Source organism: Niabella ginsenosidivorans (assembly GCF_001654455.1).
GTDB lineage: Bacteria > Bacteroidota > Bacteroidia > Chitinophagales > Chitinophagaceae > Niabella > Niabella ginsenosidivorans.
Map to the genome: position 1 here is coordinate 2900668 of NZ_CP015772.1, position 23937 is coordinate 2924604.

General features: G+C 43.8%; 18 protein-coding genes. 9 read left to right on the forward strand and 9 right to left on the reverse strand.

All coding sequences use genetic code 11. The annotated features are described in order from the left end of the window. The first annotated feature begins 89 nt into the window (after positions 1-89). The 4 genes from A8C56_RS12070 to rplS all read left to right on the forward strand — a co-directional run bounded on the left by A8C56_RS12070 (position 90) and on the right by rplS (position 6165). Entirely contained in the window at positions 90-2480 is a 2391-nt protein-coding gene (locus A8C56_RS12070; protein ID WP_067756267.1) for a phosphoketolase family protein, read from the forward strand. A 267-nt stretch (positions 2481-2747) separates the two neighbouring features. After that, on the forward strand, positions 2748-4307 hold the full coding sequence (gene rny, locus A8C56_RS12075) for a ribonuclease Y (RefSeq protein ID WP_067756269.1): 1560 nt from the start codon (positions 2748-2750) through the stop codon (positions 4305-4307). Positions 4308-4452: 145 nt separating this feature from the next. Further along, positions 4453-5682, forward strand: coding sequence for a multidrug effflux MFS transporter (locus A8C56_RS12080; RefSeq protein WP_067756274.1), 1230 nt, complete (start codon positions 4453-4455; stop codon positions 5680-5682). Between the two features lie 93 nt (positions 5683-5775). Continuing rightward, positions 5776-6165, forward strand: a complete 390-nt coding sequence (rplS, locus tag A8C56_RS12085; protein WP_067756277.1) for a 50S ribosomal protein L19 — start codon at positions 5776-5778, stop codon at positions 6163-6165. Between the two features lie 231 nt (positions 6166-6396). Here the strand turns inward: rplS and A8C56_RS12090 are convergent, their stop codons facing one another. From A8C56_RS12090 to A8C56_RS12105, 4 genes are read right to left on the reverse strand one after another with little or no spacing between them, the layout of a single operon-like run. Continuing rightward, entirely contained in the window at positions 6397-7503 is a 1107-nt protein-coding gene (locus A8C56_RS12090; RefSeq protein WP_067756279.1) for a DUF5007 domain-containing protein, read from the reverse strand. A 28-nt stretch (positions 7504-7531) separates the two neighbouring features. Next, positions 7532-8251 carry a fasciclin domain-containing protein gene (locus tag A8C56_RS12095; protein WP_067756281.1) on the reverse strand — a complete coding sequence of 240 codons (720 nt, stop codon included), beginning with the start codon at positions 8249-8251 and terminating at the stop codon, positions 7532-7534. A 47-nt stretch (positions 8252-8298) separates the two neighbouring features. Then, positions 8299-9804, reverse strand: a complete 1506-nt coding sequence (locus A8C56_RS12100; RefSeq protein WP_067756283.1) for a RagB/SusD family nutrient uptake outer membrane protein — start codon at positions 9802-9804, stop codon at positions 8299-8301. Positions 9805-9827: 23 nt separating this feature from the next. Next, positions 9828-13064 carry a SusC/RagA family TonB-linked outer membrane protein gene (locus A8C56_RS12105; RefSeq protein ID WP_084490176.1) on the reverse strand — a complete coding sequence of 1079 codons (3237 nt, stop codon included), beginning with the start codon at positions 13062-13064 and terminating at the stop codon, positions 9828-9830. A 343-nt stretch (positions 13065-13407) separates the two neighbouring features. Here A8C56_RS12105 and A8C56_RS12110 point away from each other — a divergent pair, with 343 nt between their 5' ends. The 3 genes from A8C56_RS12110 (at position 13408) to A8C56_RS12120 (ending at position 16234) form a co-directional block, all read left to right on the forward strand. Beyond that, a complete protein-coding gene (locus tag A8C56_RS12110; protein WP_067756287.1) occupies positions 13408-13641 on the forward strand; it encodes a Sec-independent protein translocase subunit TatA/TatB in 234 nt (77 codons plus the stop codon). A 47-nt stretch (positions 13642-13688) separates the two neighbouring features. After that, positions 13689-15110 (forward strand): Asp-tRNA(Asn)/Glu-tRNA(Gln) amidotransferase subunit GatA, encoded by a 1422-nt coding sequence (gatA, locus tag A8C56_RS12115; protein ID WP_067756290.1) that lies wholly within the window; start codon positions 13689-13691, stop codon positions 15108-15110. A gap of 74 nt (positions 15111-15184) precedes the next feature. Then, positions 15185-16234: a lytic transglycosylase domain-containing protein gene (locus tag A8C56_RS12120; RefSeq protein ID WP_067756295.1), complete on the forward strand. Its 1050-nt coding sequence runs from the start codon at positions 15185-15187 to the stop codon at positions 16232-16234. A 123-nt stretch (positions 16235-16357) separates the two neighbouring features. Here the strand turns inward: A8C56_RS12120 and A8C56_RS12125 are convergent, their stop codons facing one another. Beyond that, positions 16358-16762, reverse strand: a complete 405-nt coding sequence (locus tag A8C56_RS12125; protein ID WP_067756297.1) for a hypothetical protein — start codon at positions 16760-16762, stop codon at positions 16358-16360. Between the two features lie 356 nt (positions 16763-17118). Here A8C56_RS12125 and A8C56_RS12130 point away from each other — a divergent pair, with 356 nt between their 5' ends. Together A8C56_RS12130 and A8C56_RS12135 are read left to right on the forward strand one after the other, a co-directional pair. Further along, positions 17119-17742 carry an ABC transporter ATP-binding protein gene (locus A8C56_RS12130; RefSeq protein ID WP_067756300.1) on the forward strand — a complete coding sequence of 208 codons (624 nt, stop codon included), beginning with the start codon at positions 17119-17121 and terminating at the stop codon, positions 17740-17742. Continuing rightward, positions 17739-18860, forward strand: coding sequence for a hypothetical protein (locus A8C56_RS12135; protein WP_067756302.1), 1122 nt, complete (start codon positions 17739-17741; stop codon positions 18858-18860). The genes A8C56_RS12130 and A8C56_RS12135 overlap by 4 nt, the downstream gene beginning before the upstream one ends. Before the next feature lie 20 nt (positions 18861-18880). Here the strand turns inward: A8C56_RS12135 and A8C56_RS12140 are convergent, their stop codons facing one another. The 4 genes from A8C56_RS12140 to A8C56_RS12155 form a co-directional block, all read right to left on the reverse strand. Further along, positions 18881-19669, reverse strand: a complete 789-nt coding sequence (locus A8C56_RS12140; RefSeq protein WP_067756304.1) for an endonuclease/exonuclease/phosphatase family protein — start codon at positions 19667-19669, stop codon at positions 18881-18883. A gap of 147 nt (positions 19670-19816) precedes the next feature. Further along, on the reverse strand, positions 19817-22009 hold the full coding sequence (locus A8C56_RS12145) for a BACON domain-containing protein (RefSeq protein WP_067756306.1): 2193 nt from the start codon (positions 22007-22009) through the stop codon (positions 19817-19819). A 21-nt stretch (positions 22010-22030) separates the two neighbouring features. Beyond that, on the reverse strand, positions 22031-22417 hold the full coding sequence (locus A8C56_RS12150) for a BACON domain-containing protein (protein WP_067756309.1): 387 nt from the start codon (positions 22415-22417) through the stop codon (positions 22031-22033). Positions 22418-22458: 41 nt separating this feature from the next. Then, on the reverse strand, positions 22459-23934 hold the full coding sequence (locus A8C56_RS12155) for a RagB/SusD family nutrient uptake outer membrane protein (protein ID WP_067756312.1): 1476 nt from the start codon (positions 23932-23934) through the stop codon (positions 22459-22461). Positions 23935-23937: the final 3 nt, after the last annotated feature.

Genomic DNA, 23937 nt, shown 5'->3' on the forward strand with positions numbered 1-23937 from the left:
TACAGGATTTCAACAAATAGAGGATTGATGATTGCGCAAACAACTGTGTAATCATATATAAAAAAATACGAACTAAAAAACAGTACAATATGCAACCGCTAAACGAAAAAATAGTTGAAACCGACCTATCGCAGGACTTACTATTAAAAATGAACGCCTACTGGCGCGCTGCCAACTACCTTTCGGTAGGACAGATTTATCTGCACGATAACCCTTTGCTGCGGGAGCCGTTAAAACCGGAGCATATTAAGAAGATGCTGCTGGGCCATTGGGGCACTACGCCCGGGCAGAATTTTATCTATGTGCACCTCAACCGCGTTATAAAAAAATATGACTTAAATATGATCTATATATCGGGACCCGGGCATGGCGGGCCGGCGTTGGTTGGTAACACTTATCTGGAGGGGACTTATAGCGAGATCTACCCGGAGATAACGCAGAATGAGGAAGGCCTGAAAAAATTATTTACCCAATTTTCATTTCCGGGCGGCATCCCCAGCCATGTATCGCCTGAATGCCCCGGTTCTATGCACGAAGGCGGAGAACTGGGCTATTCTTTAAGTCATGCATTTGGCGCCGTGTTCGACAATCCGGACCTGATAGTTGCCTGTGTAATTGGCGACGGAGAAGCAGAAACAGGCCCTCTGGCCACCGCCTGGCACTCCAACAAATTCCTCAATCCCCTTACAGATGGAGTTGTGCTGCCTGTATTGCATTTGAACGGATATAAAATAGCCAATCCTACTCTTTTTGCAAGGATCGGAAATGATGAACTGGAAGAGCTTTTTAAAGGTTACGGATGGAAACCCTACCTTATTGAAGGGGAAAAGCCGATGGAAGTACATGCAAAAATGGCCGGCCTGCTGGATCAGGTCATCAAAGAAATTCAGCTGATAAAGACCACGGCCCGGGAAAACCCTGATATCAGCAGACCGCGCTGGCCGATGATCATTCTTAAAACGCCAAAAGGCTGGACAGGCCCCAAAACAGTAAACGGGCTGCCGGTTGAGGGCACCTTCAGAGCGCACCAGGTACCTATAACGGATCCCGCTACCAATGACCGGCACCTTAAGCAACTGGAAGAGTGGCTGAAAAGCTATAAACCCGAAGAGCTGTTTGATAATAATGGAAAATTGCTGCCGGAATTGCAGGAGCTGGCCCCTGTTGGGGAGCGCAGAATGGGGGCCAATCCGCATGCGAATGGAGGCGCCGTTTCCTATGACCTGATACTGCCCGAATTTTCTGAGTATGCACTGGAATTGAAAAACCGCGGCCAGGTTGGCCCGGGCGATACATTTGTCCTGGGCAGTTTTATAAAAGATGTCATTCAACTGAACAGTACTCAGAAAAACTTTCGCTTGTTTGGTCCGGACGAAACCTTATCCAACAAGCTGAACGCAGTGTTTGAAGTTACCAACAGGCAATGGGAGGGAGCAACTATTGCTACAGATGAATTCCTGAAAAAACAGGGCCGGGTAATGGAAGTGCTCAGTGAGCACCAGTGCGAAGGGTGGCTGGAAGGTTATACCCTTACCGGGCGGCATGGCCTGTTCAATTGTTATGAGGCCTTTATTCATATTATAGACAGTATGTTCAACCAGCATGCCAAATGGCTGAAAGTAACAGCAGAACTGGACTGGCGCAAAAAACTGCCATCGCTGAATATACTGCTGGCGTCGCACGTATGGCGGCAGGACCATAACGGCTTTACGCACCAGGACCCGGGCTTTATTGATCACGTGGTAAACAAAAAAGCTTCTGTAGTACGGGTGTACCTTCCGCCGGATGCCAATTGCCTGTTATCTGTAATGAGCCATTGCCTGCAAAGCCGCCATTATGTGAATGTGGTAGTTGCCGGTAAGCACCCCTCCCCTCAATGGCTTAACATGGATGAAGCAATCGTACATTGCACAAAAGGCATCGGCATCTGGAAATGGGCCAGCAATGATGAAGGCACCGAGCCGGATGTGGTAATGGCCTGCGCCGGGGATGTGCCCACTTTGGAAACGCTGGCTGCTGTTTCCATTTTGAGGGAACGGTTGCCTGGTCTTAAAATACGTGTTATCAATATAGTGGACCTGATGCGCCTGCAACCTGAAAGCGAGCATCCGCACGGACTGAGCGATCAGGACTTTGACGCGCTTTTTACAAAAAGCAAACCGGTCATCTTTGCCTTCCACGCCTATCCATGGCTCATTCACCGGCTCACTTACAGGCGCACCAATCATCATAATATCCATGTAAGAGGCTATAAGGAAGAAGGTACCATTACTACTCCCTTCGACATGACGGTACTGAACCAACTGGACCGGTTTGACCTGGTGCAGGACGTGCTGAACCGCCTGCCACAGCTCAGCGATAAAGCCGCCTATTTAAAAGAAGAAATGAAAGACAAGCTGATAGCACACCGGCGTTATATTACTACATATGGGATTGATATGCCTGAAGTAAGAGACTGGACGTGGCCACGTTCTTACTAAAAAATGCTTTATACAGGCCAGGAAAGAAGATAATAAGCTGCCGGGTGAAAACAGTGCCCATTTTGAATGCGCTGCATGAATGATCCACGTGCCGGCCTGCCTGTTCATTGCCTGTAATCAAAATTTACTTTTGGCACTTGTATTTATTTGACTCCGCTTTTGTATCTTCGCCGCTATGCCTGTTGGCTTATTTTTTTTGCCGACGGGATTGACATTTAATGAATTGTAAATCTTTTTCTGAAAAGAAAAATTAAAAACGGACTATTAATGGATTTATTTATAATTGTTTATATCCTGGTGGGCATTGTACTGGGAGTAATAGCGGGAAAATTCATCTTTGCCAGAAACACACAGCAAAAAATTGACGAAGCCGAGTTACAGGCAAAAAACATCCTCAAAGAGGCGGAATTAAAGGCAGAGACCATCCGCAAAGAAAAAGAGCTGGAAGCCAAAGAACGTTTTGTATCCCTTAAGGCAGCGCATGATAAAGAGGTAAATGAGCGGAACCGGAAATTATCGGAAGCCGAGAACCGGATCAAGCAGAAAGAGCAGTCGCTGAGCCAAAAGGAAGCAAATGCAGAAAAGCAGATCAAGGAAAATGATGCCATCAAAGAGAACCTGAACCGCCAGATCGAGCTGGTCAATAAAAAGCGCACAGAGCTGGAAAAGCACCAGGAAGAACATATCCGCCGGCTGGAAAAAATTGCCGGCCTTTCAGCCGAGGAAGCCAAAAGCCATCTGGTAGAAAGCCTTAAGAACGAAGCCCAGACACAGGCCATTGGCATCCAGCAGGAAATCATTGATGAAGCAAAATTAAAAGCCAATAAAGAAGCCCGTAAAATCATCATCCAAACCATACAACGCACCGCAGCAGAACAGGCCATTGAAAATTCCATTACGGTATTCAACCTGGAAAGCGATGAGGTAAAAGGACAGATCATTGGCCGTGAGGGCCGCAACATCCGTGCGCTGGAAGCCGCTACGGGCGTAGACCTGATCGTTGACGACACACCAGAGGCCATTCTTCTTTCCTGTTTTGACCCCCTGCGCAGGGAAATTGCGCGTTTGAGCCTGCAGCGGCTGGTTACCGACGGTCGCATCCACCCGGCACGTATTGAAGAGGTGGTGGAAAAAACACGCAAGCAGATCGAGGAACAGGTAATGGAAATAGGCGAACGCACAGTCATTGACCTGGGCATTCACGGGTTGCACAAAGAGCTGGTGAGGATGGTAGGACGCATGCGCTACCGCTCTTCCTACGGGCAGAACCTTTTAATGCATAGCCGTGAAACGGCCAATCTTTGCGCCATTATGGCTGCCGAGCTGGGTTTAAATCCAAAGCTGGCCAAGCGCGCAGGTCTCTTGCACGATATTGGTAAGGTTCCGGATGAAGAATCTGAACTCAGCCACGCGCTGCTAGGAGCAAAGCTGGCAGAAAAGTACGGGGAAAACCCTGCCGTGGTCAATGCTATTGCTGCACACCATGATGAGGTAGAAATGCAATACGTTATTTCTCCCATTGTTCAGGCCTGCGATGCCATCAGCGGGGCAAGGCCCGGAGCCCGGAGGGAAATTATGCAGCAATACCTGCAACGCATCAAAGACCTGGAAAATCTGGCCACCAGCTACCCCGGCGTTGAAAAAGCCTATGCCATCCAGGCCGGGCGCGAGCTGCGCGTGATCGTGGAATCCGACAAGGTATCTGACCAGGAAAGCGACAAATTATCCTTTGAAATCGCCCAGAAGATCCAGACCGAAATGACCTTCCCCGGCCAGATCAAAGTAACGGTGATCCGGGAAAAGAGAGCCGTAAATGTAGCCCGGTAAAAAGTACTTATACGATCATATTCAAAAAAGCCTCGTACAAAACGGGGCTTTTCTATTCCGATATATTATTTTATGGAATGATAAATTTTTAGCATCGCACGGGCGAAAAATTTTTCGCTCCGACCCGTACCTTTGCTGTTTCTTTATGAGGAAGCAACGATTTATCCGTTTACTGATATTAGGACTACTTTCTGCGATCGGCCCTTTTTCCATTGATATGTATTTACCTGGGTTCCCTGATATTGCAAAGGATTTGCATACAAATATCAGCAACGTATCACTTACCCTTTCAGGGTTTTTTATCGGCATTGCCGCCGGTCAATTGTTGTACGGCCCACTACTGGATAAATACGGCCGCAAAAAACCAATGTGCATAGGTATTGCACTATACATACTGACTTCTTTTGGATGCATGTTTGCTACTTCTATCGAAATGCTGATCGCGTTGCGTTTCCTCCAGGCCATAGGTGGCTGTGTGGGCATGGTAGGCTCGCGGGCTGTAGTCCGAGACCTGTTTGATGTGACCGAAAACGCCAGGATTTTTTCACTGCTGATGCTGGTGGTAGGCGTCTCTCCCATTATTGCTCCCACCGTCGGCAGTTACCTTTCAGCCGCTTTTGGCTGGCGCTCCCTGTTCATGGTGCTGGGCACAATCGGTACCGTTATTTTGCTAATGGTCATCATCTGGCTGCCGGAATCAAAAAAGGCAGACCCTCATTATTCCCTTTACCCAAAAGCCATCTTGGGTAAATTCGGAACCGTGCTCCGGCAACGGCAGTTTATTGTTTATACGATCTCCGGTTCCTTTACCGCAGCAGGCCTGTATGCTTATATTGCCGGCTCACCCCATGTTTTTATGGAAATCTTCGGGGTAAGTGAAAAAGCCTACGGATGGATTTTTACCATTGTTGCCGCTGGTCTGATAACCGCCACCCAGATCAATGCATTTATTCTCAAAAAACGCTCCAGCGCGTATATCATTTCAAGGGCGGTTAGTTTTCAGACCCTGACAGGGATCTTGCTGGTAACGGGCTTTGCGCTGAACTGGTGGAGCCTGTATGCAAGCATTGCCCTTTGCTGTATCTTTCTCGCCTGCCAGGGTTTTACTTTTCCCAATGCATCGGCGCTTGCTATAGCTCCCTTTCATGAAAATGCGGGCAGTGCTTCTGCCCTGCTGGGCTGTATTCAGATGGCTATAGGCTCATTCAGCACGGTTATGGTCAGCATATTTCATAACAATACAGCCGTGCCAATGGGAGGCATTATGGCCTTCTGTGCTGTTACCGCACTGTCTGTGCTATTCCTGGGCAGAAGGCGTGAAAAGGTTAACGATACAACCGGTAGTTCATTACTGCCTACTGAAAACCAGGTATAAATTGCTGCACGATTCTTTTTTTTGGAAGATATTGGTTTCCTTACTACCTTTGCATCCCGATAATTTAAAAACAGGGGACTAAAATTTTGAGATATGAGCAGCGCTATAGATTTCGTACACGAGCAACTAACTCCCAAAAAGGTATTTCCTGCCTTTAAAGCCGGTGATAATATCACCGTTAATTACAAGATCATTGAAGGTAATAAAGAAAGGATACAGTCTTTTAAAGGAGACGTTATCAAAAAACAAGGCAAGGGCAGCACTGCTACTTTCACTGTAAGAAAAATTTCCGATGGTATTGGCGTAGAACGGTTATTTCCCTATTCTTCTCCTAATATTGATTCTATTGTATTAAATAAAGTAGGCCAGGTGCGCAGGGCCAAGCTCTTTTATCAGAGAGAGCGTTTTGGTAAAAGTGCCCGTATCCGTGAAAAACGGATGTCTGTTGCTGCGGAGCAGGCAAAAAAAGCGGCTAAAGCATAGGCTTCTGAAAATAATTGATTAAAAAAGCAGTTTCGGGAATATCCGAAACTGCTTTTTTATGGTAAGTTGATGAGGCTCCGGACGTGTCATCTACCGGTTTACAAAATCTTTAAATAGCTCGATTATTCATCCTTTTCCAGCATGAACATATTATTTTGCACAAAAAAATACAGGTTAAATAATTAAATTATTCAACCTGTATAAAAATTTCAGGTAAAGAACAGTTAATTATTATTGGTGCGTTGCATTTAATAATCTTACAACCAGCCTGTAGGAACCCGGTACAAAGATGCGCATTGGAATACGTATTGCATAATCAAATTTACCACTGGTATATACTCCCAAATAGTGAGTATCTGCGGTTCCTTTATAAAGATCACCTGCGGCATTACTGCTCCAGGCAGACGTACTGTCGATCTGAACATATTTTGTGGGAATCCGGTAATACATATTGAACCCGTTACCTAAAGACTGCAAAGGGAATGGGACCAAAGGATATTTAAGGATCATAGCAGTATCCAAAGCCTGAAAGGTATCAGGGGCATAATCCTGGAGATTCTGTAAAAACGGAGGGTCCGGATTAAGACCAGAGTTCGGTCTCTTTGCAAGCTCACCTTTCTTAGGGTTAAACACCACTCCGTTTCTGTCTACTACTTTTAAAACAAAAACGTTAGGCGTGTCGGCAAATCTTGTTATTGTATAATCTACAAAAGGATTGTTATTACCATTAAACAGAGTACCATTATTGCTTCCTCCAGCAGCCCCGGCCCCGCCTGCCGTTCCTGCAACTAATAATGAAGCACTGAAAGCGCCTGTTTCCGGAGTAATTTCAACGGGTTTACCATCCACTAAAGTAATATTTATGATCTTTTGCACGATTTCAGATCCGGCCTCGTTAGATACCTGTAAATCTACAGAATAACTACCTAAAGGCAGGTTTAAAGTTCCTGCATTGGCTTCCAACACGCCACTGGATTCATTTACAACGATCGGTGGTAACTCTACTGTCTTCCGCTTTGCCATGATGGCCGCATAATTGGTATCGGTTTTAGGGTCATACATACCGGACCATACCTCTACAGGGTAGGTTCTGGTGAACATATCGTCAACAATATCCCCATTTTCATTATACACATGCATCAGCTTTATTTTCATGGGCAGGCTGGAGCCATCTGTAACCAGTGTATAAGAACTGCTGACCCTGCCTCTGATCACTGTAAAATCGCTGGCATATTGAACATAGGGACTCAAAAAGCCGCTACCGATTTTTGTGCATCCTACAAGTACAATGGTAAGAACCGATACACTTACCACAAATAATATGATTTTATTTTTCATTTTAAAAATGATTTAATAGCTGTATAATTTAGTTTGAAATATTATCGGGCCAGTCAGCAAAAAATAACGTGTGTGCAGGTTCCAATTCATCGATAATCCCGTTTTTGGTCAAGATGCCGGATGTTTTGCACAAAACCCTGTAGCCAAGGTCGGAAGGGATATCGCTGGCAGGGTTTTGATCACTTAGATTGTAATTACCTGTTAGATAACTTAGGTATACTAATCGAGGAACTGTTGACACCAGAGGATTATAGCCCATATTGGGATCCCTGGTTTCTTCATAAGAAACGATTACTTTTTTATTGGGCAGCCCCGTCTCATAAAACCTGCCTGTTGTAGTAAGATCACTATAATTCAATGCCGGTTTTACTATATAAAGCTTTAATGAATCTTTGGTTCCATTAATATTATTTTGCAAATAATACTTTAAAGAATCCATTCCAAATTTTTTTGTATCACCGTAGGCAGACTGTACATATCTTGTCCGGTCATTCAGGTAATTAAATATGGCAAAATCACTAGGTGCAAAAAGGGTTGTATTCGCTTCATTGATGTCATTCTGCAGACCGGCCGCGTCAATGAGCTGGATTAGTGAATCGTAGACAGGATCCTGTTTCAGCACATCGTAAGTTAAGGTGTTTTTATAGATGCTCTCATCCTCGTTTTTGCCTCCGATAACATAATCCTTCTGGCAGGATGTAAATAATACAACTACTGCTGTCAAGGTATATAAAATTTTGTTTAACATATAATTTCTCTTTTAAGTTTTTGCTGATAAAATATGCGTACAATTATTTATTTATTCTTAGCCCACCAGGGGTTTTGTGTCAGCAGTTTGTCTTCCGGGAATAATGTACCCATATCCAACGGCCAGTAGTACCCTTTGTTGGTCTCATTCACTCTGTCTGACGGATACCCCACATATTCCAGCCACCCCTGTGTCTTATTCGTTCTTATAAGATCATAATACCATTGCCCTTCACCAATTAATTCTCTTCCCCGTTCCATAACCACTTCATCAATAATATCATACTGGCTGGACACATCATTATACGATGAAATCCCGGCCCTGTTTTCAGTCATAGACAAATTGGCCTTTGCTCCGGCAAGATCATTGGTATATGCAAGCGCTTCTGCATTTAACAGGTAAATATCAGACAAGCGGAACATTGCAAGGTTATTATTAATGAATGGATTGGACTTTGTCTCAGGAATTGAATATAAAAAATTGGTGTATTTCAATAGCAGGTAACCGGCAGGATCCCCATTGGAAGCATTTACCTTGGCAAAAATGCTTTTAAACCTCTGGTCATTGGTCTTATCAAAAAACTGGTCTACAAATCCATTGGTTGGAGAAACCCAACAGTTAGACGATCTGGCGTCAACCCATGAATCTTTCAGAAAAGTGGCAAAAAAATCATAGCTGGCTTCTGCATTACCCTCCAGCGATGCCGTCATAGCAAGTTCCCATATATTCTCATTTGAGGACTTGCCCTTCCATATATTGCTATAGGTAGCCATGGGCTCCAATACATATCCACCATTATCAATGATATCCTGGCAGGCCTGATGCGCATTTATATAATCATGCTTCCAGGCATACATATGTGCCATTAATGCCATTACAGCTCCTTTTGATGCACGCGGCACTTTACTAAGATCATTGGTATATTTTAGATAGCCTGACGCGGTTTTTAGATCTGCCAGGCAACTGTCAATAACAACTCCTTCAGCAGTTCTGGCTAGCGGGGGTATATTGCCGTAATCGGCATCATCATAAACGCTGGTTACAAAAACCGGATCCCCCCAAACGCGGATCATATAAAAATAAGCAAAGGCCCGTATAAATAAGGCTTCGCCGAGATACGCATTGCGCACATCCTCGCTCGCAAAAGTTCCGGAAGGCATTGCCGAAACATTCTTCAATATAATATTGGCCTCGGCTATCAGCTTATAAAACCGGGTCCAATCCTGCAATTCCGGAAGATAGGGTGTATATGAAAAATTAAATGGCGGATTATTAGCGGCTCTCAATGTCTGATAGTTCCACCAAGTGGATGGTATAAATGTGCCTGCGACCAGGTCTCCGTTGATAAAAAATGACCGGCTGGCCCTCAGGTTATCACGAAGCTGAAGATACATGGCATTAGTTGCCTGTTCAGCTGCAACAGCTGTTGTCCAAAATTTTTCTCCGTAGGTAGAAGTAATCGGCCCCTGATAAAGATACTTTTTACAGCCTCCTCCCACAAACAGGAAAAGGGAAAGAAACAGAATCGTATATTTTGATGAATAGATTTTCATGCTGTTATATTTTTATGCATTATTTAAAATTGTACATCTACCCCTAGTGTAAACTTCATTGGGGTTGGGTATGCGCCACCTGTATAAACACCTAGCTGATCTACAAGCTCCGGGTTGGGCATGGTGCTATTTTTAATGGTCAGCACATTATCCACCATTCCGTACACCCGTGCCCCTTTTAGTTTAACCCTATCGATTAACCGCATCGGGATCATATAACTTAAGGTAACATTCTTTACTTTTAAATAACTGCCATCTTCATTAAACATACTTGAGATGGGGATGAATTGATAATAAGAAGGGCCAAACGGATTGAGACTTGGGTATCCTGCTTTATAACCCGGGCTCTGCGCCTTTTCCGGTGTCCAGTAATCCACTCCATCCAGGTTAGGCAAACGTCCACTTGCGAAAGTATAAATGCTGCTTGAATATCCCCCTACGATATTACTAATCTGAGTTTGATAATAAGTATTGATTACATCCCTTTTCCATGTAAAGATGCTAAGTATTGTTAAGTTAAAATTCTTAAAAGAAAAATCATTCACCCAGCCTCCTGTGAATTTCGGGTTAGGATCTCCGGTGGGAATACGATCGCCATAAGCGGCTCCGTTATCTTCACCAGTCCATACATCCCAATCATTGTTTACATCGCGCCATTTAGGATCACCAGGCACTACTGTATGATTACCTTTATAATATGTAAGTCCTTTACCTGTTAAAGGATTAAAAGGAATTTCACCTGCATTGTTATAAACTCCTTCATATTTAATCTGGAACATCTCGTACACAGGCTGTCCTACAGCGTAAATGCGCGAATAGCCATGACCATCATCTAATACCAGTGTTCGGTTGTCATTAGGCAGTTTTGCAAAAAGATTTTTATTATAGGAAACATTTAATTGAGAGGTCCATTGAAACTTACTGCCTGGAGCAAGCGGACGAACGGTCAACTGAAATTCGGCACCTCTGTTGCTTACCCAAAGATCATGAGCATTAAAATTGATTTTATCAAACCCCGTATAGAAGGGTAGAAAGAAATCATAAAATCCATCCTTACTTAGTTTATCATATACATCTACAGTCAAATTGATCCTGTTTCTAAACAAAGCAATATCCAGTCCGAGGTTTTTCTGTATTACCCTGGACCATGACAGGTTATCCTTTGTAAGACCGTTATTATAATCTGGCTGAATAGCAGTTCCTCCGTTATAAGTACCCGAAATAATATAAGAGTTATAAGGCCCGTAATAGTTGGGAGAATTATCCCCCGAAACCCCATAGCTAAACCGCAGTTTCATAAAGGATATGGTATTCTTTAATCCTTTCATAAATTGCTCATCCGATATAACCCAGCCAGCGCCCAATGCAGGAAAAGACCCCCACTTGCTGTTTTTTCCAAAACGGGAAGAAGCATCCGTTCTGAATGATCCATATAAGATATATTTCCCGTTATAATCGTATTGCAACTGCCCCAAATAAGAAAGCATGGCACTTGCCAGGTAATTTGAATTAGTGTTATAGGCATCGTAATTCGAAGGCTGAAGGGCATTTTTACCGGGTATTACATGTATATCATTAGAGGGTATATCATAGGCTCCTAAATAATTGCTATTAACAACATCTGAGCTGAATTGCTGTCCGGCAGTAAACAGGATGTTATGCGCGTTACTATTACCAGTAATAAATTTTTTGTTCCAGTTAAGCGCGTTGGAAATAAAATATTGAGAATAGGTGCCCTTTTGAGAAATGGCATGAGAAGATGTAGGCGTATTATCCGGATCCAGATCAGCTACGGCATCAATATTTGATGGTTCAAAATAATCCTGGTTGGAAGCCGTTACATTAGCACTGGCCTGTAACGTATATTTCAGCTTGGGAAGTATATTATAATTGATGGTTAATGCAGCCAAATAATAATCATCTGAATTATCATTTCTTAATTTACTGTATAAACCATTAAAGTTTAAGGAATCAAAACTTGTGAGATGATATAAAGAAGATGGCTGGTCCGAACCGCTTACAGGAGTATTGTCGTCACTATTATTTTCATATTTACGCCCTCTTTCCCTGTTAGATTTGGATAACCCGATAACCAACTGGCTATTCATCTTGGGGCCCAGTTTAAAATCAAAATTGCCCCTGAAGCTATATCGTTGAAATCCGAAAGAGTTAATGATGCCCTTCTCATTGTAATAGTTCATACTGACCCTGTAGTTTAAAAGATTTGAAGCTGCAGACATTGAGGCATCTACATTCTGAATAGCTCCATTCCTGTAAAACAATCCCTGCCAGTCCGTAGCATTATTAAACGCGGGGTTAAACCGGTCCGTTAACATCTGGGGCAACGATGCCATTTGTGCAGGTGTGGCGTATTGGCTAAGTATATCTATTTTTTGCTGCCGCTCAGCCGCCCCAACAGTTGTTGTTAAAAGTTCTGGTTTTTTAACAAGGCCTCCGTATATATTTACCCTGAACTCGGGTTTCAGCGAACGTCCTTTCTTTGTTTTTATATAAATTACCCCGTTTGCACCTCGTGAGCCCCAAGCCGCAGTAGCTGCCGCATCCTTCTGAACATCCACGCTTTCTATATCGTTAATATTAATACCCGCTAAAAAGTTGGTACCGGTTGCTCCAAGGTTGGATGAAATATCATCAGAATTAACAGGGATTCCGTCTATAACATACAAAGGACCGCTTAAGGCCCTGGCTTGTGCTACATTGGGATCATCAATTGAGGTGCTCACCCTGGAGTTCCCTCTTACCACCATTGTCGGCGCCACACCCGGTTCACCGGAGGTTATCTGAACGTTCAGACCTGGCACACGCCCTTGCAACAACTGATCCACACTTGGCGCAGGCTGATTTTCGATGTCCTTTGCCAACACACCGGAAACAGCCGATGTTGCTGTTCGTTTGGTTTGAGCCTGCATTCCCACTATCACTACTTCTTCCATATTATTCTGCTGAGTGGGAAGCAGCTTTACCTGAAGTTCTTTACCAACTTCAACATTCATTTTTTGACTGATAAAGCCAATCAGGCTGACTTCAATTCTGACCGTAGACTTTGCCGAAGATGTCGATAGAGAAAATCTGCCTTCGTTGTCTGTAATAGCTCCCTGGCGGGTAGCTAAATTGATTACAGATGCGTTAACCAATGGCAAACCGGAAGTATCTGTTACTACCCCTTTAATAAAAATGTTTTGGCCTTTTACAGCAGTCGTAAACAAAATAACCAAAAACAATAATAGAAAGTTTCTCATTCTTATTTTGATTTTATGTTAAAACATAAACATATTGTAAAAACTTTAACATTTTTTGTGCAATCGTTTGCCTAATTCTGATTTTATTTAGTTATTTGAGGTTTAATACAGAGTGCAATCGTTTGTGCAGTATCCGTTTGGTTTACAGAGAGGTTCCTATTGTTTCCGGCATTAAAAAATTTAGCCATCCGGTTTCCTGCACTTTTTAATCAGACTTTTTAATCAGACTTTTTTAAACAAATAGCCCTTTTTAGCGTAATAATTTTAGGAATTCTTTAAACTTATATTTAACCGCTCAGATTACGATACAAACCGTATATTTGACTATTAATTTTTAATTATCATGGCAAATTTTCAATTATTGGGTGCTTTGGGTACAAATGAGATCATTATCATTATGGTGATTGTGTTGTTGTTATTCGGAGGCCGTAAAATTCCTGAGCTGATGAGAGGTTTGGGAAAAGGGGTGCGTGAATTCAATGATGCAAAGGATAATGTAAAAAGAGAGATCGAAGAAAGTGCCAATAACATGACCGCTGAGCCCAAAAGACCAGCCACTTCTTCCAATCCCGAATAAGACCCGGTTCCAATATATCAGTATCTGACTACAAAAGCTATTTTCTTTTGCAGGATTTTATTTCTATTTCCGACTATCACGAACGGTTAAAAAAAGGTTTTACCACTTGCAAGGCTACGGTTGCGGAATACCTGGAAAAAATTAAGACGCATCAACATCTCAATGCATTCATTGAAATATATGAACAGGAAGCCCTGGCCAGGGCCCAAGCATTGGATGCACTTCCGTTTCCGGCAGGAAAGCTGCATGGTGTGGTAATTTCGTTGAAAGATGTTCTTTGCCATAAAGGACATCAATTGTCTGCTGCTTCAAAAATCCTAGAAGGTTTTACTTCCGTTTTCTCTGCCACAGCCGTCCAGCGCCTGCAGGCAGAAGGCGCTATTATTATAGGCCGTGTGAATTGTGATGAATTTGCAATGGGATCCACCAATGAAAACTCCGTTTACGGCAAGGTGCTGAATGCTGCCGATGAAAGCCGCATCTCCGGCGGTTCTTCCGGTGGTTCGGCCGTTTCAGTGCAGGCCGGCCTGTGCATGGTTTCCCTGGGAAGCGATACTGGTGGCTCTGTACGGCAACCGGCAGATTTTTGTGGTATTATTGGGCTGAAACCCACTTATGGCAGGGTCTCCCGGTATGGACTGATCGCTTATGCCTCCTCCTTTGATCAGATCGGCATCTTTGCAAAAAACATTCCTGATACCGCTTTGGTGCTGGAAGTCATTTCCGGTGCAGACGATTTTGACAGTACCGTTTCTAATGAGCCGGTGCCCGTTTATTCCGGTGCATTAACCTCCGGATCTTCTTACAGGATCGCTTATTTCCCCGAAGCCCTGGATCATGAAAGCCTGGACCCGGAAATAAGCCGGGCCATAAAGAAACAATTAGCGGACTGGGAAGCAGAAGGACATACAGTACAACCGGTTCACTTTGACCTGCTGGAGTATATTGTGCCTACCTATTATGTGCTGACCACAGCAGAGGCTGCTTCCAACCTCTCCCGGTATGACGGGGTAAAGTACGGATACCGTTCTGCAGGTCCCCAACCGGAACTGGATGATTTCTATAAAAAGAACCGGTCAGAAGGATTTGGAAAAGAGGTAAAACGTCGCATCCTGCTGGGTAATTTTGTGCTCAGCTCCGGTTATTATGACGCCTATTTTACCCAGGCACAAAAAGTGAGAAAAATTTTAACAAATAATTTACAATTGATTTTCAGGGACTTCGATTTCATTTGCCTGCCCGTATCCCCTTCTGTAGCTTTTAAGATCGGGGAAAAAACCGAAGATCCGATAGCTATGTATATAGCTGACATTTATACAGTTATGGCAAACCTTGCCGGTATCCCGGCTATTGCCGTTCCAAAATTTACCCACCCGGTGCACCGGATGCCTTTTGGGTTCCAACTGATGGCGGCTCCGTTTAAAGAAGTATCTTTACTTGCTTTCAGCAACAATATTTTGAGCAAATAGCCGTTCTTTTAGATCTACTACTATCCATGCTGCGTTTTTAAGAACCATTTGTTTATTAAAACACAACAGACATAATGACGAGGAAAAAGTTGGCTTCATGTATAAAAGGATCTCTTGCCATTACAGCAATAACTGCCGTTATCAGCGCTCATGCCCAGTTAAGCCCTGTTAAGGAAACTTCAGCAGCGCCTGAGGCAGACAATACTCCTAAAATGGTAAAAGCAGACCCCAAGGAGGGCTTTAAGGACCTTTTTGAAAACACAGCGCTTAAAAGCGCCAGCTTTAACGGGATCAAAACGGATCATCTGAACCCGAAAGCAATCAGCTTTGTAAAAGATTATATTGATAAAAACGCACGCGAACTGCGTGAGCTGAAATCCTGGGCCCGCCCTTATTTTGATATGATGGATGATATCCTCACCCAAAACGGCATCCCCAAAGAATTAAAGTACCTGGCAGTAATAGAATCCCATTTAAGGTCCAACCTGGTTTCCTGGGCCGGAGCAGTAGGCCCCTGGCAGTTTATGCCGGAAACGGCGCGTACACTGGGCCTTACGGTTACCAAAGGCAGGGATGAAAGAACCGATTATTTAAAAAGCACAAGAGCTGCCAGCAAATACCTTACTTATCTTTTTAACATTTATAAAGACTGGTTACTGGTGGTAGCTGCCTATAACTGCGGGCCCGGCCGTGTTAATTCCGCCATCAATAAGGCCGGCAGTAATGATTTCTGGGATCTGCAATATTACCTGCCCGCAGAAAGCAGGAATCATGTAAAAAAATTCATTGCAACCCATTATATTATGGAAGGCCAGGGCGGCGTTACTACGGTTTCAAGAGAACAGGCTCTGGCAATGATGAAAACCATTAAAGATGAAACCACCCAGCAGGATGTAAAGGTGCAGACCATCAGCGGCCGTTATAATTCAAAGGCAATTGCCAAATACCTGGATATGACGCCCGCAGCTTTTGATAAGCTAAACCCCAGCCTGGACAAGGTATTGGCCTCAAACAGCACCTATCAGCTAAAACTGCCTGAAGATAAAATGCAGGCCTTTCTTTCAAAGAAAAATGATATGCTGAATGAATCCATTCAGATGCTGATCAACCCTGAATACAGGTAATCAGGCTTTGCTGAGCAACCGGACAAGCCGATGGGAAATGCCCGCAGGCATTCAATTCATTCATGCCTTTTCAAAAACAAATGATCCTGTATTATTTTCTGGTTCAAACAGGTTTGTAAAAATCTACGTTGATAGAAACTTTTTAATTCGCTTTATTTTCCATTGTCGTTCCAGCGAGTAAATATCTTCTCCCCTTTCCAGGTATTCGTAAATAGTTAAACATTTTTCATACAGTTTTTTTCTGTCTTTATCTTGGGAATCATCGGCAATCAGTAAAAGTATATCTGCAAGTTTTTCCAGATTTTCGTTGCTGAACTCCTTTTTTGTTTTGAGCGTGTTTATAAAATCGTCCAAAGGAATGTCAAGCAATTTCTGAATATCGAGGTCCAATTCGCCTTTTAATGTTTGATTCGTAAGCTCTATTCCATTAGCTACCTGTCCTTTGCCTTTTAAACCAATCAGGCCGGAAAGTATTTTACCCAGCACCCGTCCAAGCTGGTCAATTTGTCTTTCTAAGTGGTCTTCCATATTTACTTGTTTCCAGTCCCCACTTCATAATAGGCGAACTCATCGTTTAGTGAGCAGACGCTCTTTTAAAGTTAAACAAAATTTTGATGATAAAAAGCTAAACAAGACTATCGGTTGCATAACATTTTTACATTTAAACCGGATAACAAAATAACGTGAGGAATAGATGTCCCCCTCAAGGAGGGGGTAGCCGCAGGCCGGGGGGAGGACTTTCCACCCTTTCGCCAGTTGGCGGATACTCCCGCCAGCGGGAGATATGCGGTCTTCAAAAAAATGTTATGCACCCAGGCTATCCCAAACATTAACAAAACCGAACAGCGAAAATTTTATAATTTACAGGGCATCAACAATACTGCATGATCGCAATTTCAAACCTTGTAAAAAAATACGGTCAGCAATTAATATTGAATATTCCTTCGTTTCAATTCAATAAGGGTGTTTACTGGATAAAAGGTGCAAACGGTTCCGGCAAGACCACCCTTTTAAAAATACTTGCAGGACTGATACCCTTTGAGGGCTCGGTTTCAGTTGAGGGTGTTTCTCAAAAACAACATCCGCTCAGTTACCGGAAGCTGATCAGCTGGGCGGAGGCAGAGCCCCTGTATCCGGACTTTTTAACGGGTAAAGAACTGCTCCGTTTATACCAGCAGATCAGAAATGCATCAGACGCTGAAGTGAACGGGCTCACCCGCCTTTTCCCGATCAATTCTTATGCCGGCAATAAAACGGCCACCTATTCGGCAGGCATGTTAAAGAAATTATCCCTGACACTGTCATTTATAGGAGGCACCCGGCTGATCTTACTGGATGAGCCCTTTATTACCCTGGATGCAGACGCCTGCAAAATATTGGGCGCTTATATCTCCGCCAGGCATAAAGAAAACGGCACCACATTTATACTGAGCTCCCACCAGGACCCCCGCAAGTTCCTGGATACCTGTACAACACTGTCTATTCAAAACCAAACCCTGCTCCCGTGAGTCCTGTTTCAAAAATACTTTACAAGTCCTTTATCCGGCCTTTTTACAGGGAAAACGCCGGCACCTTTGTATTTGTTTTTACCATGTTCTTTTTCATTGTTGGAACGGTTGATGGCGCAGGACTTTTTAAATACCATTACACTTTAATAAAGGGAATATTGCACATAAAACTATTTTTAGCTGGCATCCTGTTGTTGTGGATCTTTTATGTAAGAAAATGTGCCCTGTTCATTATCGATTGTATGCGGCAGCCGGCTTACCAGTTCCTTTTCATTTTCAGGATCCTTCCAAAGCAACAGCAATACCGGCTGTTCTTTGTCACCAATGTTATATTGTTTTTACCCATGACCATTTATGTACTGCTGGTTATAGCAGAAGGTATTTATCTGGGTACCTGGCCATCTGTGATCCTTATCGTTATCTTTATGATAACGGCCTGCCTTTTTTGCCCGTACCTGCATATACGGTTACTCAATAATCCCGGGCACAAAACAACGGGAAGCACTTTCCGCCTGAACCGTAATCATTCTTTATCTGTGTTTTATCCGAATATCCTGCTCCGCTCAGTATTTAAATTGCAGAAACTGGTATGGCTGGGCATTAAATTATTTACCTGCAGCTTTTTGTATTTTATGGCCGTTAATAATACGCTTACGACAGACGATACACGCATCACTTTTCTGTTCTTTAGCTTTGGCATTCTTGCCAATGGTGTATTTGTAAACCGGCTAAGGATGTTTGAATACCGGTACCTGGCTTTTTACCGCAGCCTTCCGGTGCCACGCATAAAACGGTTAATACAATATGCCTGCTTTACGTTACTGTTGCTTTTACCGGAAATAATTACACTTGGTTTCATTACCCCCGCTCATTTGGGTGTTCATGACGCTGTTGCTTTTGGCGGTTATGCGGTAACAACCCTCCTTTTATTAATTGCCATCAGTTTTATCAGGCAAATGGCATTAAAGCACTTCGTAAGAATACTCCTGCTGTTGTTCTTTGCCGGCTATTTTATAATGCTGTGCTCTGGCATTCCTTTTATCTGCATTTTATTTATGATATGCGCTGTCCTTCTGTTTCATTTTGCCTATTATCAATTTGAAGCCACGGCATCCTGAGCATGACCTGCAATTTAAAATTACCATGTAATGACCAGGTCGGCAATAAGCGGCAAATGATCATCATCATTCAACCCAGTAAAAGGAGCTGTAACGTGCATTATTTTGATGTTCTTACTGGTGATGATGTTATCAATATTTATATCTGTTTTACCTAATGTTCTGGAAGTGGGAGCCGTACAAAACCAGCCCATATTGCCGCCATTGGCAATATTAAAACCTGCTTCCTGGAATTTTTGCTGCTCTGTATTGGCGGCATTCATATCGCCAAAGCAAATAAAATACTCATATTTCCTTAGCTCTTTGATTAAACCGGCTAATGCGGAAGGATGAGCATCTTTCTGCCAGGGAATATGAGTAGATATGATGGTGATGATCTTATTGCCTATTTTAAGATCGCCGATCAATGCATAATAATCTCCCCAGGAATAGTTCATTCTTATATTGGTTAAACTATAGTTAGTGGCAATGCCGTTATAGATCCATTTATGCCGGTCTCCAAAATAGATATTGTTATAATACGGTTTTAATAAAGCATCCGTAGCGTTTAGGGTACTGTCTTTATCAAAATTGCTGTTCCACTCATTCATGCTGAAAATGTCCAGACTTTGCTCTCCTATCCACTTACGCCACCGGAATAGCTCGGCCTTCGGATTCTGCCCGCCCGGGTAACCACCGGGCGCTCCCTGGTTAAAATGCCCTACATTATAGGTAGCTACTTTCAGCCTCATTGGGAACCTGTCTGCAGTTTGCCCGTTGGTTACGATTGCAGCCAGCAATGCTGCATAAAAAAATAAATTTTTCATCATATTGTTTTTTAATAAACCGGACTTTATTTAAGTTTTTAAAATCAAAGCCTACCCTTCCGGACGGACACATAGATTTATAATTTTATAGGCCAGGTAAACGCTGAAATATTCATTACCAAATATTTTTTTCTTTACCGCAGTCACCTGCTACTTATTATACCGGACGGCCAGGTACCCGATAGAGCTTCCTATGGATTGGGTAATAGGAGCCGTAGCATAGGTATTACCGGTACTGCATAAATTCTTATCAACGATCAGCCGTATATAAACATTAGGCTTACCCAAAAGAGAAAGCGGCAGCGGTATATTTATATTTTTATAGGCCGCCAGTTGATGATAAAGCGTATTGGAATAATAGGCCACATCCGGTACGGTGTAGTAAGCAACGGTATGCCACTCCCCATCCATATCTCCCGTATCGGACCAATCTACCCTCCAGAAACGGGGAGTACCGGCTCCTGATCCGGGCCTGTTCAATGCCGTAAACTGCAAAGACAACCGGTCCGTGCTGATGCCTGCCGTAGAAAGCTGCAGGATCCAGGCTTCTCCCCTGTTTTTTTCATTATTCCACCATACGCAGGCCGTGTTCAGCGCAGCATTGGAGGCTGCACCCTTACCATCTGAATTGGTAGTACCTGCCGTATTTTGCCTGGTGCCGTCCGGCAGCAGTACCCCATTCCCCAGAGGATTGGTATTGCCCAGGTTGGCAGCCCCACATAAACCCAGGTAGGACCAATCGCCCGTTAATGTTATTGCAGAACCGGCAGAAGATCTTAAAGACCCATTGGAGCCATTGGTAGGATAAGCCACTCCGTCAGTAATTTTGGGATATTGATATTCCACCAGCAAACCGGAAAAACTGTTTGAGAAATCAACAGCCAGTTGAAGATCAGACTTGCTTACATGCCGCAGCTGATACCGCCCGATATTGCCATAATCACTTTCATCAGGCGCATCTTCATACTCAAACCTGGGAAAAAGTTCATGCACCACAATACCGGAGATCTTACCCGAACCATAAGGCAGCATGGAGCCATCTCTTCTGTAAGGGCAGGTCATATTGGTAAGCAGGAACATGCTGGCTCCGTTGCGGTCCCGCATCAGCAAAGGGTATTTGGTAGTTCTGTTGGCATTATACAAAATCGTATAGCCTTCGTTCACCGGAGTTAGCGGCCCTTTGCGTATGGGCAATTCACAATCGGTTAAAGTGGTATAGGTATAAATATCATCATCTGTAAGCGCCGCCATCGTTTTTTCCTTTTTTGGCAGATCGGCATCAGATCCTGCTACCTGGCTCATCACCATGCTGGACGTAACGCCTGTAATGGTATACCGGTTGGGGTTTTGCTCCAGCTCTACCGAAGTTCCCTTTAACAATATCTGTACCCGGCTGTAGCGGGTAAAAATATTGTCACTGGCCGTGGCCGTAAGCATTTTAAACCCATAATTCCCATCAGGGCTTTCTATATAAACCGTAGTATTATTGGAGGAATAATCGATCACCGTTGGTGTTGTTTGCCGGATATCGCCCATATTCTGGCTGGATTTATCGCTTACTACAATACCTTCAATAAAAATGTCAGAAACGATCCTGCCGCCGGCCCATGCCCTCACATCGGTAAAGGAAGCCTTCGTGCCAAAAAGGTTCTGGGCATTGGATTGCAACAGGTACAGGGTGGCTACATGTTCTACCTGCCAGCCATCTGTATAAGACAATTTCAACTGGGCGCTTCTCAGCTGGGTTTGTGACGGATTGGCTTTAACCGTGAAAGACAAAAGGGAATCCTTTGTTAATTTCAGATCATCCGCAACCCAACCCTGCGCAGAATCCAGGTAAATTACTTCCCGCTTTAGCTGGTTCAGCGGTATATTGGTCTTTAATACGGTTTCAACGGTGTTATCCGTTTTACCCAGCACCGAGGCATTGGTATTCACAAACTGAAGCACAGGGTCCAAAGCTCCTTTTTGCCTGATCAGCACTGTATCATACCGTTGCGCTGCCTGTGCATATAACACTATTTTTCCCATGCGGGGTAAACCCGGATTAGCATCATAACGCACAGTAAAAGTAGAATCGCCGGTAATAGTTCCAACACTATCCAGATGGATCCATGCAGAAGAATCATTTGCCAGCGACAATTGCACCTTATCATTCGTGTATACCTGTATAGCCACCTGCCCGGCCTCCTGGGGAACCGTATATTCCTTTGAAACAGCGCCCAGCTCTGAAAAACGCACCAGATCTCCGTTATCCCTTTTACAGGACAAGGCAGCAAACAGCAATAAACAAAACAGCGCTGTAACAAAAGCGGTTACCGGTTTATTATTCCTGAAGTTCATACCAACTGATTTTATAAACTGCTAATGCCCTTTTTGATTAATCACAATTTCCCTTACCAATGTATCGCGGGATATAACAATGGTAGCGGAGCGGGCCGTGTCATAATTGGCCTGGTAGCTCAGCACAAAATCACTGTTACCCTCTCCCTCTGTTTTATTAAGCGTGGCCCAACTGGTTGCTGTTTTAAAAGCCAGGTTCCACTTTCCGGTAGCATATACCATAATATGCGTGCTGCCCGCCGCAGTATCCAGATCCAGCGTGGTATTATTCACCGCCAATGAGAGGGACAGCCCTTCATACTTTTTGTAGCAGGAGCCGAATAAGACCACCACTGTCAATAAAAGGGTGGGAGCGATTATTAATACTGTTTTATTGAAGCGTTCCATCGGATTTAAAAATTTCCTCATTCTTTACTATTTTTTGTTGTGACTATTGACAGTCGGCCCGTTTACCGGGCATATGCATCATAAGCGTTATTATCCAAAGCATGGCCCGACTTGGCTACTTCCACATCCGGAATAGGATAATATTCATGACAGGGAAGCATATTGGTCTTAACGGCCGAATAGTCTGTATAATCATAAGTGGCCTGGTACCAGATCCCCCAGCGCACCAGGTCATATTTACGCTGATATTCTCCCAACAGCTCTCTTGCCCGCTCTTTTTGTATTTCATCCAGCAGTGCATCCCAGTTCTTAAATGTATAAGGGATAAGGCCGGCCCGGGTCTTTACCATATTCAGGTACCGGATGGATTCAGATGCATTCTTCAGCCCCCAGTAATTTTCTGCCTGCATTAACAACGCGTCTGCATAGCGGAACACCCGCTGGTTATTTCCATCAGCGGAATTGATCATTCCATAACTCCAGAACTTTGGCCCCGTCCAGGGCACGGTTGCCACACTTTTAAACGGCGTGCCGTTATAATCCCACGCCAGATTGAGCGGTTTTCTTAAGTCATTACCATCCTTCCGCATAATGGATTGCACGTAGTATACATTAGGTCTTAACGCTGTATAGGTAGTGGCGGATGCGCCTAATTCCGGTATACTTACGCCATCATAAACAGCCCCGCTGCCCCTCATGGGCATACAAATACAGGCGGAACTGGTAGTAACTTTTAAACCGGATTCGGAGTAGGTAAACTGCACTTCAAAAATGGACTCCGGTATATTCTTGTTTTTAAAAGGCAGATCAGATAAAGGATAGCCGGAAAGATCGCCATAAATAGCTTCCAGGTGCTCCATCGCATCACGGGCGATGTCCCATTCCTTATTCCATTGTGCTAACTTGCCAATCAGCATCCAGCCCATTGCTGCGCCCAGGCGGTTACCGGGATTATCGCTGGTGCGGATCTGCGGCATTTTTGGCACATAGATCAGGAGCTCCCTAATCAGTGAATCTCTTGTAGCCGTGGCAGGCATGCGTCCCAGCCTGCCCACGCGGTCTAAGGTTTCCGCGTCTGACACATCTTCCGTATAAAAAGGAACATCTCCAAAATTGCAGGTAAGGAACCAATAGTAATAAGCCCTTAAAATAACGCCCTCGCCGGTAAGATTATTTTTTATTGAATCACTTAACGGCGCGCGCTGGATGGCGGCTATAATGGAATTGGCATACATCACGCCTTTGTAACCCTGCGTCCACATGGTAGCTCCGTAACGGGGCTGCGCCGGCGACAGATCCAGCTGCGCATCCAGGGTGCCGGAATGGATATTCATCAAATCGGTCACACCTTCCGTTACAATAAGGTAAGTGTAATTATAGATAGACTTTAGCGGGATGTAGCAGGAGTTTAAACCGGAAATACATTGCGCTTCTGTAGTATAATAATTACTGGTGTTTACAAAGGAAGTAATATCTTCCTTTAAGGTACAACCCGACAAACAATATAAAAAACCTGCAATAATCAATAGTTGTTTCATCCG